Here is a 13,018-nt window from a genome sequence, read left to right as displayed (position 1 = left end):
GGTTTGAAGTGACTAGTTTGCGGAGCCGCTCAATTCCCCGTCGCAAGGAATACCTTTCATGAAGCAGTCAGCTGCCAAGTTCCTCGGTGCCGCCGCCGTCGGTGCCGCCCTCGCCGCCGTCGCCGCCGGTACCGCCTCCGCCGCCGTTCCCGCCATCGGCATCACCGACGCGCTGGGCACCGCCACCGGCGCGCTCGAGGGCGTCACCAGCCAGCAGCAGATGAAGGCCGAAGAGGGACAGCCGAGCGACCCCACCGCCGCGGTCACCGGCCTGCTGGGTCCGGTCACCGGCGCCCTCAACGGCTGACACCGAAGCGAAACGGCGAACGCGCGCACGGCGGTCGCACGCTCCTTCGACGAGGTGTGTGTGCCGCCGTGCGGTGTGCCACGATCACCACCAACTGCCCGCCGACGCACGGGGTATGAGGTTCTCGGTCATGCGCATGAAGGCACGAGTGAAGGCACGAGCGACGTTGGTCGCGCTGGTCCCCGCCCTGCTGTTCGCCGCAGTGGGGTGCAGCAGCACGGAGGCCCCCGCGACGGGCAGGTCCCCCGACCCCAAGGGGTCCGAGGCCGGCACCGGCGGCGCGCCCGGCGCCCCCGCGGCGTCCCCGGCCCCGGGCGGATCGCCCCCGCCGAAGACCGGCGGCACCAAGCTGGAGCGGTCCGCGCTCGCCCAGGGCGACCTGCCCGGCTACCAGATCTCCGCCCAGGGCAAGAACCCCAACGCCCCGGACGGACAGCCGCAGGCCGACAAGAAGGCCTGCCAGCCGCTCGCCGACATCATGGGAGACAAGCCGGACCCCGCCGCGCGCGAGACCGTCAACCGCGGCATCGGGTCCCAGAAGCAGGCGGGTCTCGCGGTCTCCGCCTCCGTCAGCTCCTACTCCGAGAGCGACGCCAAGGCGCTGATGGCCCGGCTCAAGGCAGCCGTCGCCGCCTGCGGTACGGGCTTCTCCGCCACGGTCGACAAGCAGACCGGCAGCTACCGCGAGGTCCGCGCCACCGACTACCGCACGGCCGGTGACGAGAGCGTCAGCTGGACCACGACCGCGGCCGCCCAGGGCGTCTCGGCGCAGGTCCACCTCGTCGTCGTACGCGAGGGCGACACCGTCGTACGGCTGATGGCCCTCAATGTGGCGGGTGGTCAGCAGAAGGTCCAGGTGCCGCAGGAAGTGACCGACAAGCAGCTGGAGAAGGTCGGGAAGGCCGGCTGAGCGGCGGCCCCGCTACCAGGCGGCCGAGGTGGACTTCTCATTCGGCAGCAGCACCCACAGCGCGATGTAGATCAGGAACTGCGGGCCGGGCAGCAGGCACGAGACCGCGAATATGGCGCGCATCGTGTTCGCGGACATTCCGAAACGCCGTGCGAGTCCGGCGCAGACTCCACCGATCCAACGGCCGTCACGGGGGCGGACCAGGGCGCTCATGAGGTTCTCCTTCGTCGGGACCGCTTTCTTGCGATGCCTCAATACTCCCGCTGGACCGCGGACAGAACGTCGGTCCACGGGCCGAGCCCGACCCTGGAAATCCTCGGGGTGTCCCCCTGATAAACGGCCTGTGAGCGGCGCATCCGCGCCCGCAGAGCCGGTACGACGGCAGCGTGCGCCAGCAGCACGCCGAGGGTGTTGAGCAGCACCGAGTCCACGTCGACGACCCGGCCCGGGACCCCGCTCTGGAGCATCTCGATACTCATCGAGACCAGCGCACCCGCGGCGGTGGTCCGCGCGAGCGAGGACCACTGGGCCAGCCGCGACAGCCGCAGCCGCCCGCTGACCAGCGGTACCAGCACCCCGAGCGGGGCCAGCAGCGCGAGTCCCTCCCCGATCCGCCGGGTGGCCTCCAGCGGTCCGAGGGCGAGGTCGGCCCTGATCCCCTCCAGCGGGGACAGATTGCCGGCGGCGGCCCAGGGAACGTCGAGAGGGCGCAGGGTCAGCCAGCCGACGGCCAGGAGATGGGCGGCGAGCAGGACCCCGGCCAGGAGTCGCAGACGGAGGGGGATCGCGGTGGCGCCGGCGGGACTGCCGTCGGCCTCAATACGCTGCACACCTGCGAGGACGCACCACGTGGTGGCCCCGGTTCCGCCCGGCGGGTGTGGCGGCGGGCACGGACCGGCGCCGTCGGCCACCGACAGCCTGCCGTCGGCAGCCGGCCGGGTCAGCGGACCGCGAGCAGGACGATCAGCAGCAGCGCGCCGGCCACGGCGGGCGCGATGATCTCGTACGACCACTGCACGCGCACACTGCCCTGGGCGCCGGCCCGCTCCGCCCCGCGCTCGGCCAGCCGCTGGAGCTCGTCGACGATCCGGTCCGCACTGGCCCGCATCGGCTCGGCCGGGACCCGGGCCTTCTCGCCGGGGGACCGCTGTTCCCGGTCGCGGAGCCCCTCGTGGCGCAGGCGCTGGCGGTTGGCCTTCTTCCGCTCGCGCAGCGAGACGGGCACGGACCACAGCTGGTACTTGGATCCCTCGGCCAGCACCTCCGCCGAGTACCCGGAGCGCACCGCGTCCACGGCGGCCCACGGCAGCTCGATGATCCGGAACGGGTTGCGCACGCGCATCCGGTCGTCGTTGGCGAAGACGGCCGGGCGGATCGTGAACGCCACGATCAGCGGGACCAGGCACAGCGCCACCGCCAGCGCGATCCACGGGGTGTTCCCGGAGCCGCGCAGGACGGCGTCCCCGCAGAGCCACGCCGTCAGCGCGAGCAGCAGCACCCCCGAGGCGACGCCCATGGTGGAGCGGTAGACCCGGTCTTCGTAGACCGGTTCATCGGTCGGCTGCTGGCTGCTCATGGGGTCGATTCTGCCCCACGGTCCCGCGTGGGCACATCAGCCCACGAGATCGGTGTACAGGATGATGCTGCCGGGCAGGCGGCCGTCGCTGAACTCGCCGCCGCAGGTGATGACGCGCAGCTCGGGGCGGGTGGTGTCGCCGTACACCTTGGCGGTCGGGAAGCGGTCCCCGGCGGCCTGCTCCAGCTCGCGGACACGGAAGACGGCGGTGGTGCCGTCGGCCCGCGAGACCGTGATCTCCTCGCCGGTGCGGATGCGCGAGACGTCCCTGAGGAGGCGCGGTACGAGAGGGTGCGTCAGCGCTGGGTGCGGGCGCGGCGGCGGGCGACGAAGGCCGCGCCGAGGCCGGCGACGACGGCCGCGAGGCCGGCGCCGGCGTAGGCGTTCGTGGAGTCGCCGGTGTTCTCGGCGGAGGGCTCGGTCCCGGCGGCGACACCGTCCTCGGGCAGGGCGGCGGTCCGGCCGGCGGTCCGCGCCTTCGGGGCGCCGGGGACGGTGGAGGAGGCGGCCGTGGCGGACGGCTTCGCGGGCGGCGTGGCCTCCGGCTTCGGGGCCGGGGCCTCGTCCTGGAACGCGTAGGTGAACGCGCAGCCCGCGGGGAGCTCCGGGAAGAGCGCGATCCCGAAGGGGTCCGCCTGCCCGGGCGTCTCGTATGCGAACGACGGCCGGGCCGCGCCCGGGTTCACGATGCGGGCGACGGTCCGGTCGCCCTTCGCCAGGGCCGGGCCGGTGCGCGTCAGCCTGTCGTAGGGCTGCTTGGTGACCCCGTCCACCAGCTGCACCAGCGGCCCGTCGGGCGTCGTCGTCAGGTCGGCGACCATCGTCCCGTGCAGAGCGAGCCGCTTCGTCGCGGAGACGCACTCGGCGCCGTGGGTCCGGCCCGCCTCGGACAGCGGCATCGGGAAGGACGTGGCGACGCCCGCCTTCGTGACCGTGAGGAGCGGCGCGGCGGAGTTCAGCCGGGTGATCTCCAGCCGCAGGCCGTTCGCGGAGTCGACGGGGTTCATCCGGTCCAGCACGGTCAGCACGCGGTACATGTAGTTGTCGCCCGGCTTCCAGTCCGGCCCGACGGCCCGGATCCAGGCCTCCGGGCCCTCCGCCTCGTGGCGCAGCACCGCCACCAGGCCCTCACCGAGGTGCACCGGGGTGCCGGAGAACCGGTCGGCGGGGGATCCCTGGACGACGGTCGCAGCCTGCCCGGCGGTGGTGGCGGCGTACGCGGTGCCCGCGGCGGGGGCGAGGAGCGCACCCGCGAGGACGGCCGTGGCGAGGGAGGCATGGAGGGCGGTTCGCACAACGACTCCTGGAAGCGTGGTTCGGGACGTGGAGGAGAGCCGCATGCCGCGTTCTGCCTGTCGGGCTTTCGTCCGGTGAGCTTCTGACGGGCTGCTGGGCAGCAATCTATTGATCGTGTGCGCGCGGTTGATCGCTCTCCTGTCATGGGCCGGTAACGGAGAGCGGAGGTGTCGATTCCGTAGCGGATCGGCCGGAATCGGGAGAGGGGGGTGACAGGTCGCTACGCGCGTAGATATGCTCATCTGGTGACCATGCCCACCACCCTCACCGCATTCGCTGACGTGACGACGTCCGACAGTGCGCTGCGCCGCTTCCTGCACGGGCTGCCCGGCGTCGACGCTGTCGGCCTGGAGGCCCGCGCGGCTTCCCTCGGCACCCGTTCGATCAAGACGACGGCCAAGGCGTACGCCATCGACCTGGCCATCTCGATGATCGACCTGACGACGCTGGAAGGCGCGGACACCCCGGGCAAGGTCCGGGCGCTCTCCGCCAAGGCCGTCAACCCCGATCCGACCGACCGTACGACCCCCATGACGGCCGCCGTCTGCGTCTACCCCGACATGGTGGCCACCGCCAAGGCCGCGCTGAATGGCGCCGACGTCAAGGTCGCCTCCGTCGCCACCGCCTTCCCGGCCGGCCGCGCCGCGCTGCCCGTCAAGCTCGCGGACACCCGCGACGCCGTCGCCGCCGGCGCCGACGAGATCGACATGGTCATCGACCGTGGCGCCTTCCTCGCCGGCCGCTACCTGGAGACGTACGAGCTGATCAAGGCCGTCAAGGAGGCCTGCGTCCGCCCCGACGGCAGCGCCGCCCGCCTGAAGGTCATCTTCGAGACCGGCGAGCTGTCCACGTACGACAACATCCGCCGCGCCTCCTGGATCGGCATGCTCGCGGGCGCCGACTTCATCAAGACGTCGACCGGCAAGGTGGGCGTCAACGCCACCCCCGCCAACACCCTGCTCATGCTCGAAGCCGTCCGCGACTTCAAGGCGCAGACTGGAATCCAGATCGGCGTGAAGCCGGCCGGCGGCATCCGCACCACCAAGGACGCGATCAAGTTCCTGGTCCTGGTCAACGAGACCGTGGGCGAGGACTGGCTGAGCAACACCTGGTTCCGCTTCGGCGCCTCCAGCCTGCTCAACGACCTGCTGATGCAGCGCCAGAAGCTGAGCACCGGCCGTTACTCCGGTCCCGACTACGTGACGGTGGACTGATCACCATGGCATCCCTCTTCGAGTACGCACCGGCTCCCGAGTCCCGCTCGGTCGTCGACATCGCCCCCTCCTACGGGCTCTTCATCGACGGCGAATTCACCGACGCCGCCGACGGCAAGGTCTTCAAGACCGTCTCGCCCAGCAGCGAGGAAGTCCTCTCCGAGGTCGCCCAGGCCGGCGCCGCCGACGTGGACCGTGCCGTCAAGGCCGCCCGCAAGGCCTTCGAGAAGTGGTCCGCGCTGCCCGGCTCCGAGCGCGCCAAGTACCTCTTCCGCATCGCCCGGATCATCCAGGAGCGCAGCCGCGAGCTCGCCGTCCTGGAAACCCTGGACAACGGCAAGCCGATCAAGGAGACCCGCGACGCGGACCTCCCGCTCGTCGCCGCGCACTTCTTCTACTACGCCGGCTGGGCCGACAAGCTCGACCACGCCGGCTACGGCCCGAACCCGCGCCCGCTCGGCGTCGCCGGCCAGGTCATCCCGTGGAACTTCCCGCTGCTGATGCTCGCGTGGAAGATCGCCCCGGCGCTCGCCACCGGCAACACGGTCGTCCTCAAGCCCGCCGAGACCACCCCGCTCTCCGCGCTGTTCTTCGCCGACATCTGCCGCCAGGCGGGCCTGCCCAAGGGCGTCGTCAACATCCTCACCGGATACGGCGACGCGGGCGCGGCCCTCGTCGAGCACCCCGACGTCAACAAGGTCGCCTTCACCGGCTCGACCGCCGTCGGCAAGGCCATCGCCCGCTCGATCGCCGGCACCGACAAGAAGGTCACCCTGGAACTGGGCGGCAAGGGCGCCAACATCGTCTTCGACGACGCCCCCATCGACCAGGCCGTCGAAGGCATTGTCAACGGCATCTTCTTCAACCAGGGCCAGGTCTGCTGCGCGGGCTCCCGCCTCCTCGTCCAGGAGTCCATCCACGACGAGCTGCTGGACTCCCTCAAGCGCCGCCTGTCCACGCTGCGCCTCGGCGACCCGCTCGACAAGAACACCGACATCGGCGCGATCAACTCCGCCGAACAGCTCGCCCGGATCACCGCACTCGCGGACACCGGAGAGGCCGAGGGCGCCGAGCGCTGGTCCCCCGCCTGCGAGCTGCCGTCCGCCGGCTACTGGTTCGCCCCGACGCTCTTCAGCAACGTCACCCAGGCGCACACCGTCGCCCGCGACGAGATCTTCGGCCCGGTGCTGTCCGTGCTGACCTTCCGCACCCCCGACGAGGCCGTCGCCAAGGCCAACAACAGCCAGTACGGCCTGTCCGCCGGCATCTGGACGGAGAAGGGCTCGCGCATCCTCGCGGTCGCGAACCAGCTCCGCGCCGGAGTGGTGTGGGCCAACACGTTCAACAAGTTCGACCCGACCTCGCCCTTCGGCGGCTACAAGGAGTCGGGCTTCGGCCGCGAGGGCGGTCGCCACGGCCTGGAGGGCTACCTCGATGTCTGAGTCTTCGACGCGGCTGAGCGTCTTCAAGACCTACAAGCTGTACGTGGGCGGGAAGTTCCCGCGTTCCGAGAGCGGCCGGGTGTACGAGGTGAGTGACTCCAAGGGCAAGTGGCTGGCCAACGCCCCCCTCTCCTCCCGCAAGGACGCGCGTGACGCGGTCGTCGCGGCCCGCAAGGCCTTCGGCGGCTGGTCCGGCGCGACCGCGTACAACCGCGGGCAGATCCTCTACCGCATCGCCGAGATGCTGGAGGGCCGCCGCGAACAGTTCGTCCGCGAGGTCGGCGAGGCCGAAGGCCTGTCCAAGTCGAAGGCCGCCGCCGTCGTCGACGCGGCCATCGACCGCTGGGTCTGGTACGCGGGCTGGACCGACAAGATCGGCCAGATCGTGGGCGGGGCCAACCCCGTCGCGGGCCCGTTCTTCAACCTCTCCACCCCCGAGCCGACCGGTGTCGTCACCGTCGTCGCCCCGCAGGACTCGTCCTTCCTGGGCCTGGTCTCCGTGATCGCCCCGGTGATCGCCACCGGCAACACGGTCGTCGTCATCGCCTCGGAGAAGGCACCGCTCCCCGCCCTCTCCCTGGGCGAGGTGCTCGCCACCTCCGACCTGCCCGGCGGCGTCGTCAACATCCTGTCCGGCAAGGCCGGCGAGATGGGCCCGCACCTCGCGTCCCACCAGGACGTCAACGCGATCGACCTGGCCGGGGCCGATGCGGCACTCGCCAAGGAGCTGGAGATCGCGGCGGCAGACAACCTCAAGCGCGTCCTGCGTCCACAGCCTGTGGACGACTGGAACGCCGACCCGGGCACCACGCGCATGACGGCGTTCCTGGAAACCAAGACCGTCTGGCACCCCACCGGGTCGCTGGGCGCGGGCGGCTCGTCCTACTAGGACCCGCCCCCCACAAGACCGGCCCCGGCAGCGTCCCCCGCGCTGCCGGGTCCCTCTGTTTGCGGGCTCGGTTCGCCTCCGGCGGCGCTTTCGCCGGCTCCAGGCGGACGTACGTCCTCGAAACCGCTCGTTCCCCCCTCTTCCGGGCTCGGTTCGCCTCCGGCGGCGCTGTTGTCGGCTCCAGGCGGACGTACGTCCTCGAAACCGCTCGTTCCTCCCTCTTTCCGGGCTCGGTTCGCCTCCGGCGGCGCTGTTGTCGGCTCCAGGCGGGCGTACGTCCTCGAAACCGCTCGTTCCTCACGGTTTCTCCGGGCGCTCGCCCGCCTTCGCCGACGCGCCGCCTTCGGCTCACTCGCCGGGGGCGCAGCGCGTGCTCAGCGGGGGGCCAGGGGGCCCAGGAGGGACGAGACCGCCGCCGTGGGGAGTTCGCCGACCGACGGGCCCTGGGTGAGGATCCCCGTGACCGCCGTCGTGCCCACCGCCGGGAAGTCCGCCACCTTGGTGGCGACCCCGTTGTCCAGCGGATCCACACCGGTGTGGGCCAGCGGGTTCACCTTGAGGTTCGCGATCGGGTCCGTGACCCCCGCCAGGGCCGCCGGCACGTCCAGCTCACCGGCCTGCGCACCCCCCGCCGCCATCGCCAGCGCGGCGCCGGCCATCGAGAGAGTCAGGCCCGCGCTGCGGAGCCGGTTCGGTGCCGAAGGGGCTGCGTGACGTGCCATGAGGATCCCGCCTGTGGTCGTAGTCGCGTGCGCACGCAGCGTAGTCGAGGTGTGTTCCTGGACACCAACCGGTCACCGGGAGGATCCCCTACCCGGGGGAATGGTTCAGACTGGTGTCCCGTGAGCTCTTCCTCCCCCTCGCCGACCCGAGTCGTCCTCCTGACCGGTCCGTCCGGCTCCGGAAAATCCTCGCTGGCCGCCCGTTCCGGGCTGCCCGTGCTGCGCCTCGACGACTTCTACAAGGAAGCCGACGACCCCACCCTCCCGCTCGTGGAGGGCAGCTCCGACATCGACTGGGACTCCCCGCTCTCCTGGGACGCCGACACCGCCGTCGCCGCGATCGCCGAGCTGTGCGCGTCGGGACGTACGGACGTACCGGTGTACGACATCGCCACCAGCTCCCGCACCGGCTGGGACACCCTCGACATCGCCCGCACCCCGCTGTTCATCGCGGAGGGCATCTTCGCCGCGGACGTGGCCGCCCGCTGCCAGGAACTCGGCCTCCTCGCCGACGCCATCTGCCTGCGCGGCCGCCCCTCGACGACCTTCCGCCGCCGGCTCGCCCGCGACCTGCGCGAGGGCCGCAAGTCCGTGCCGTTCCTGCTGCGCCGCGGCCTGCGCCTGATGCGTGCGGAGCGGGGCATCGTGGCCCGCCATGTCGCCCTCGGCGCGCACGCCTGCGCCCGTGACGAAGCCCTCGGTCGCCTGGCCGCCGCCGCTGCGGGCCGCCACCGCACGACGACCCCGGCCTGAGCCGCATCCGGCAACCCCGTCGACCGCCGGAGCCGCGCATGCGAAAAGGCGGGACCGAGCGGACCCCCGGCCGCTCGATCCCGCCTTTTCCTTCCCCCCCAACGGCCCCCGTCCCACCCCCGTAGGACGGGCCCCCGGCCCGATGGTCTTCGTGGGTCGCGTTACGCGACCAGCTCCTCGAAGGACTCCGCCTCGTCACGGCCGAAGCTCAGCGACTCGTCCTCCCGCAGGCGCCGCAGCGAGCGCCAGATGCTCGACTTCACCGTGCCGACGCTGATCCCCAGGATCTCCGCGATCTCCGGGTCCGTGCGGCCCTCGTAGTAGCGCAGCACCAGCATCGTGCGCTGCGGCTCCGGGATCCGCGTCAGCGCCTGCCACAGCACCGCGCGCAGCTCCGTACCGCGCATCGCGTCCGTGTCGGAGGCCGTCTCCGGCAGCTCCTCCGTCGGGTACTCGTTCAGCTTCCGCCGACGCCACGCGCTGATGTGCAGGTTCGTCATCGTGCGGCGCAGGTAGCCGCCGACCGCAGCCTTGTCGCTGATCCGGTCCCAGGCGCGGTACGTGGAGAACAGCGCGCTCTGCAGCAGGTCCTCGGCCTCGTAACGGTCACCGGTGAGGTGGAAGGCCGTCGCGTACAGGGCGGCGCGCCGCTCCTGGACGTACGCCGTGAACTCCGCCTCGGAGGTGGCGGACGGGGTCGGCTGCTGGGCGGGAACCGCCTGGTACTGGTGTGCGTCAATGGCTACGACGTGGGCCGGCCGGGGCCGGGCGACCGCCACCGTACGGACAGCCGTCCGGCGGTTCACATCGTGCAGCCGCGTGACAACCGCGCTGGTGCTGGTGCTGTGCAGCGTGTTCATCTCGCGCCCCCCGTCGTGGAGTGTCTCTGCTTCGGATCGCTGTGCGTTGAGCTGTGCGTTGACAAGAAGACTGCCGGGCCGACTTAACCGGGGTGTCCGTCGACTGTCACAGCACTGTCACAGCGACCGCCGGGAGGGCCCCGGCGGACTCCCGCAGGATCCGGCCCTCCTGACGGTCGAACTCCCGACGGCCCATGAGACAGAATGAGCCCGTGCCTTTCCTGTTGCTGATCGAGGACGACGACGCCATCCGCACGGCCCTCGAACTCTCCCTGTCACGCCAGGGCCACCGTGTGGCCACCGCGGCGACGGGCGAGGACGGCCTGAAACTGCTGCGCGAGCAGCGGCCGGATCTGATCGTGCTGGACGTGATGCTGCCCGGGATCGACGGTTTCGAGGTGTGCCGGCGCATCCGCCGCACCGACCAACTGCCGATCATCCTGCTCACCGCGCGCAGCGATGACATCGACGTGGTCGTCGGCCTGGAGTCCGGCGCCGACGACTACGTCGTCAAGCCGGTCCAGGGGCGGGTCCTCGACGCCCGCATCCGGGCCGTACTGCGCCGCGGCGAACGCGAGTCGAGCGACTCGGCGAGCTTCGGCTCCCTCGTCATCGACCGGGCCGCCATGACGGTGACCAAGAACGGCGAGGACCTCCAGCTCACCCCGACGGAGCTGCGGCTGCTCCTCGAACTGAGCCGCCGGCCCGGGCAGGCCCTGTCCCGCCAGCAACTGCTGCGGCTGGTCTGGGAGCACGACTACCTCGGCGACTCGCGGCTCGTCGACGCCTGCGTTCAGCGGCTGCGCGCCAAGGTCGAGGACGTGCCCTCCTCGCCCACCCTGATCCGTACGGTCCGGGGCGTCGGCTACCGCCTGGACTCCCCGCAGTGATCCGCTCGTTGCTCGCGGGCCGGCGCTGGACCAGCCTGCGGCTGCGGCTCCTCGTCGTCTTCGCACTGGTCGCCCTGACGGCGGCCGTGTCCGCGTCCGGGATCGCCTACTGGCTCAACCGCGAGGCCGTGCTCACCCGTGTCCAGGAAGCCGCCCTCGGCGACTTCCGGCAGGAGATGCAGAACCGCGCCGCGGCCCTGCCCGCCGACCCGACGCCCGAGGAACTGCAGCGCACCGCCGAGCTGATGGCGGGCAGCAGCCCCGGCTACAGCGTGCTGCTCGTGCAGGAGGGCAAGGACAACCGCCAGATGTACGGGGCGGCCGGGCCCGACAACTTCCGGCTCGCCGACGTGCCGAAGTCGCTGCAGAACGCAGTGAACGACCGGCAGAAGACGACCGCGGCCAACGACGCCGAGTACCACGTGTACTGGCAGCGGACGAAGCCGCGCGGCAATCCGTACCTCGTCGGCGGCACCCGGATCGTGGGCGGCGGGCCCACCGGCTACATGTACAAGTCGCTCGCCCAGGAACGGGACGACCTCAACGCGCTCGGCTGGTCCCTGACCATCGCGACGATCCTCGCGCTGCTCGGCTCCGCGCTGCTCGCGCAGGCCGCCGCCCGCACCGTGCTCAAGCCCGTACAGCGGCTCGGCGACGCGGCACGACGGCTCGGCGAGGGCGAACTCGACCACCGGCTCGACGTGTCCGGCACCGACGAACTCGCCGACCTGTCGCACACCTTCAACAAGACGGCCGAGGCGCTGGAGAAGAAGGTCGCCGACATGAGCGCGCGGGAGGAGGCCAGCCGGCGCTTCGTCGCGGACATGTCGCACGAGCTGCGCACCCCGCTGACGGCGCTGACGGCGGTCGCCGAGGTGCTGGAGGAGGAGGTCGAGGACCTCGATCCGATGATCGCACCGGCGGTCGGCCTGGTCGTCAGCGAGACCCGTCGGCTGAACATCCTGGTCGAGAACCTGATGGAGGTCACCCGCTTCGACGCCGGTACGGCCAAGCTGGTCCTGGACGACGTCAACGTCGCCGACCAGGTCACGGCCTGCATCGACGCCCGGGCCTGGCTCGACGCCGTCGAACTCGACGCCGAGCGGGACATCATGGCGCGGCTCGACCCGCGCCGCCTCGACGTCATCCTGGCCAACCTGATCGGCAACGCACTCAAGCACGGCGGCTCGCCGGTGCGGGTGTCGGTGACCGTGGAGGACGACTGGCTGGTGATCGCGGTCCAGGACAACGGGCCGGGCATCCCCGAGGAGGTCCTGCCGCACGTCTTCGACCGCTTCTACAAGGCGAGCGCCTCGCGGCCGAAGTCGGACGGGAGCGGGCTGGGACTGTCGATCGCCGTGGAGAACGCACACATCCACGGCGGCGACATCACCGCGGCCAACGTGCCGGGCGCGGGCGCGCTGTTCACCCTGCGGCTGCCGATGGACGTGCGAAAGGCGGTCAGTGGTGATCCGGATGCGTAGGACCCCGCCGGCGGTGCCGGCCGTACTGGTCCCGCTCGTCGGGATCACGTTGCTCGCCACGGCGGGCTGCGGGATCCGGGCGACGACCGTGCCCGTGGACGTGGGCGCGGCGCCCTCGCGCGTCTCGTGCGACACCCCTGCGCAGCCGGGCGGGCAGAGCGGCGTGCCGGGCTTCCCGGCCACGGTGGAGCTGGTCTGCGGATCGCAGCTGGTGGGCGTGGAACGGCTGGTGCCGATGCCCGAGAAGGGCAAGGGACGCGACACTGTCGGGCAGGCCGCGCAGGCACTGCTGGAGGCGCTGGAGCGGACGCCGAGCGCGGAGGAGCGCGACGCCGGCTTCACGACCGGGGTTCCGGCCGGGCTGACGGCGGGCGCACCGAAGCCGGGCGACCCGGCGGGCACGGTGCGGCTCAGCCGCAAGCCGGAGGATCTGCCGCCGGTGGCGCTGTCGCAGATCGTGTGCACGCTGGCCGGCAGCGAGACGGTGTCGGCCGGGCCGGGACCGGTGGTCCTGGGCGGACCGGACGCCGATCCGCCGCGGGCGTGGGAGTGCACGGACGCGGTCCGCTCGCGGCCGGAGTCGGTCCCGACACTGGGCGAAATCGTCCGCCCGACCGCGACCGCGACCGCGTCCCCGACAGGCTGAGGCCCCGAGCCGGTCTTGCCCGTGGGGGC

The 13,018-nt window shown here is 71.8% G+C and carries 16 protein-coding genes; 9 read left to right on the top strand and 7 right to left on the bottom strand.

Annotation, left to right across the window (positions count from 1 at the left end):
- Nucleotides 1–58: 58 nt before the first annotated feature.
- Both AAT21_RS24565 and AAT21_RS24560 read left to right on the top strand, forming a co-directional pair.
- A complete protein-coding gene (locus tag AAT21_RS24565) occupies nucleotides 59–307 on the top strand; it encodes a hypothetical protein (RefSeq protein ID WP_030964396.1) in 249 nt (82 codons plus the stop codon).
- Between the two features lie 136 nt (nucleotides 308–443).
- On the top strand, nucleotides 444–1,217 hold the full coding sequence (locus tag AAT21_RS24560) for a hypothetical protein (protein ID WP_235439212.1): 774 nt from the start codon (nucleotides 444–446) through the stop codon (nucleotides 1,215–1,217).
- Between the two features lie 12 nt (nucleotides 1,218–1,229).
- Here AAT21_RS24560 and AAT21_RS24555 read toward each other — a convergent pair whose 3' ends face one another.
- The 5 genes from AAT21_RS24555 to AAT21_RS37740 all read right to left on the bottom strand — a co-directional run bounded on the left by AAT21_RS24555 (nucleotide 1,230) and on the right by AAT21_RS37740 (nucleotide 4,088).
- On the bottom strand, nucleotides 1,230–1,430 hold the full coding sequence (locus tag AAT21_RS24555; protein WP_030964393.1) for a PspC domain-containing protein: 201 nt from the start codon (nucleotides 1,428–1,430) through the stop codon (nucleotides 1,230–1,232).
- 38 nt (nucleotides 1,431–1,468) lie between these two features.
- Entirely contained in the window at nucleotides 1,469–2,038 is a 570-nt protein-coding gene (locus tag AAT21_RS24550) for a VanZ family protein (RefSeq protein ID WP_046779425.1), read from the bottom strand.
- A 119-nt stretch (nucleotides 2,039–2,157) separates the two neighbouring features.
- Nucleotides 2,158–2,793 (bottom strand): PH domain-containing protein, encoded by a 636-nt coding sequence (locus AAT21_RS24545; protein WP_046779143.1) that lies wholly within the window; start codon nucleotides 2,791–2,793, stop codon nucleotides 2,158–2,160.
- A 36-nt stretch (nucleotides 2,794–2,829) separates the two neighbouring features.
- Nucleotides 2,830–3,093: a sortase domain-containing protein gene (locus AAT21_RS40080; RefSeq protein ID WP_412180340.1), complete on the bottom strand. Its 264-nt coding sequence runs from the start codon at nucleotides 3,091–3,093 to the stop codon at nucleotides 2,830–2,832.
- Nucleotides 3,090–4,088, bottom strand: coding sequence for an LPXTG cell wall anchor domain-containing protein (locus AAT21_RS37740; protein WP_046779142.1), 999 nt, complete (start codon nucleotides 4,086–4,088; stop codon nucleotides 3,090–3,092). Before AAT21_RS37740 ends, AAT21_RS40080 begins: the two co-directional genes overlap by 4 nt.
- A gap of 252 nt (nucleotides 4,089–4,340) precedes the next feature.
- Between AAT21_RS37740 and deoC the strand changes: the two genes are divergently transcribed.
- From deoC to AAT21_RS24520, 3 genes are read left to right on the top strand one after another with little or no spacing between them, the layout of a single operon-like run.
- Nucleotides 4,341–5,303 (top strand): deoxyribose-phosphate aldolase, encoded by a 963-nt coding sequence (deoC, locus tag AAT21_RS24530; protein ID WP_030896165.1) that lies wholly within the window; start codon nucleotides 4,341–4,343, stop codon nucleotides 5,301–5,303.
- Between the two features lie 5 nt (nucleotides 5,304–5,308).
- Complete coding sequence (locus tag AAT21_RS24525) at nucleotides 5,309–6,745, top strand: aldehyde dehydrogenase family protein (RefSeq protein WP_046779141.1); 1,437 nt, start codon at nucleotides 5,309–5,311, stop codon at nucleotides 6,743–6,745.
- On the top strand, nucleotides 6,738–7,634 hold the full coding sequence (locus tag AAT21_RS24520; protein WP_046779140.1) for an aldehyde dehydrogenase family protein: 897 nt from the start codon (nucleotides 6,738–6,740) through the stop codon (nucleotides 7,632–7,634). The genes AAT21_RS24525 and AAT21_RS24520 overlap by 8 nt, the downstream gene beginning before the upstream one ends.
- Nucleotides 7,635–8,008: 374 nt before the next feature.
- Here AAT21_RS24520 and AAT21_RS24515 read toward each other — a convergent pair whose 3' ends face one another.
- Nucleotides 8,009–8,356 (bottom strand): hypothetical protein, encoded by a 348-nt coding sequence (locus AAT21_RS24515; RefSeq protein ID WP_030822874.1) that lies wholly within the window; start codon nucleotides 8,354–8,356, stop codon nucleotides 8,009–8,011.
- 51 nt (nucleotides 8,357–8,407) lie between these two features.
- Here AAT21_RS24515 and AAT21_RS24510 point away from each other — a divergent pair, with 51 nt between their 5' ends.
- Nucleotides 8,408–9,109 carry a uridine kinase family protein gene (locus tag AAT21_RS24510; protein WP_079025939.1) on the top strand — a complete coding sequence of 234 codons (702 nt, stop codon included), beginning with the start codon at nucleotides 8,408–8,410 and terminating at the stop codon, nucleotides 9,107–9,109.
- Nucleotides 9,110–9,270: 161 nt separating this feature from the next.
- On the opposite strand, the gene AAT21_RS24505 is transcribed toward AAT21_RS24510, so the two are convergent.
- Nucleotides 9,271–9,969 carry a SigE family RNA polymerase sigma factor gene (locus AAT21_RS24505; RefSeq protein ID WP_046779139.1) on the bottom strand — a complete coding sequence of 233 codons (699 nt, stop codon included), beginning with the start codon at nucleotides 9,967–9,969 and terminating at the stop codon, nucleotides 9,271–9,273.
- Between the two features lie 212 nt (nucleotides 9,970–10,181).
- Here AAT21_RS24505 and afsQ1 point away from each other — a divergent pair, with 212 nt between their 5' ends.
- Genes afsQ1 through AAT21_RS24490 form a run of 3 tightly spaced genes read left to right on the top strand, consistent with a single transcriptional unit; the run spans nucleotide 10,182 to nucleotide 12,989 of the window.
- On the top strand, nucleotides 10,182–10,859 hold the full coding sequence (gene afsQ1, locus AAT21_RS24500; protein ID WP_063754818.1) for a two-component system response regulator AfsQ1: 678 nt from the start codon (nucleotides 10,182–10,184) through the stop codon (nucleotides 10,857–10,859).
- The gene (locus tag AAT21_RS24495) at nucleotides 10,757–12,343 is read left to right on the top strand and encodes a sensor histidine kinase (protein ID WP_412180339.1); all 1,587 of its coding nucleotides are present in this window, start codon (nucleotides 10,757–10,759) and stop codon (nucleotides 12,341–12,343) included. Before afsQ1 ends, AAT21_RS24495 begins: the two co-directional genes overlap by 103 nt.
- Nucleotides 12,336–12,989, top strand: coding sequence for a hypothetical protein (locus AAT21_RS24490; protein WP_046779422.1), 654 nt, complete (start codon nucleotides 12,336–12,338; stop codon nucleotides 12,987–12,989). Before AAT21_RS24495 ends, AAT21_RS24490 begins: the two co-directional genes overlap by 8 nt.
- Nucleotides 12,990–13,018 lie beyond the last annotated feature (29 nt).

Origin of the sequence: Streptomyces yangpuensis, from assembly GCF_001005295.1 — a bacterium.
Lineage (GTDB): Bacteria > Actinomycetota > Actinomycetes > Streptomycetales > Streptomycetaceae > Streptomyces > Streptomyces yangpuensis.
The sequence above is the reverse complement of the archived record's forward strand: the minus strand, read 5'-3'. Positions and strand labels throughout refer to the sequence as shown.

Bases quoted from the DNA above. Each gene is read 5' to 3' on its own strand.
- deoC (WP_030896165.1), top strand. From the start codon at position 4,341: ATGCCCACCACCCTCACCGCATTCGCTGACGTGACGACGTCCGACAGT.
- AAT21_RS24560 (WP_235439212.1), top strand. From the start codon at position 444: ATGAAGGCACGAGTGAAGGCACGAGCGACGTTGGTCGCGCTGGTCCCC.
- AAT21_RS24545 (WP_046779143.1), bottom strand. From the start codon at position 2,793: ATGAGCAGCCAGCAGCCGACCGATGAACCGGTCTACGAAGACCGGGTC.
- AAT21_RS24505 (WP_046779139.1), bottom strand. From the start codon at position 9,969: ATGAACACGCTGCACAGCACCAGCACCAGCGCGGTTGTCACGCGGCTG.
- AAT21_RS24490 (WP_046779422.1), top strand. From the start codon at position 12,336: ATGCGTAGGACCCCGCCGGCGGTGCCGGCCGTACTGGTCCCGCTCGTC.
- AAT21_RS24555 (WP_030964393.1), bottom strand. From the start codon at position 1,430: ATGAGCGCCCTGGTCCGCCCCCGTGACGGCCGTTGGATCGGTGGAGTC.
- AAT21_RS24525 (WP_046779141.1), top strand. From the start codon at position 5,309: ATGGCATCCCTCTTCGAGTACGCACCGGCTCCCGAGTCCCGCTCGGTC.
- AAT21_RS24565 (WP_030964396.1), top strand. From the start codon at position 59: ATGAAGCAGTCAGCTGCCAAGTTCCTCGGTGCCGCCGCCGTCGGTGCC.
- AAT21_RS24520 (WP_046779140.1), top strand. From the start codon at position 6,738: ATGTCTGAGTCTTCGACGCGGCTGAGCGTCTTCAAGACCTACAAGCTG.
- AAT21_RS24515 (WP_030822874.1), bottom strand. From the start codon at position 8,356: ATGGCACGTCACGCAGCCCCTTCGGCACCGAACCGGCTCCGCAGCGCG.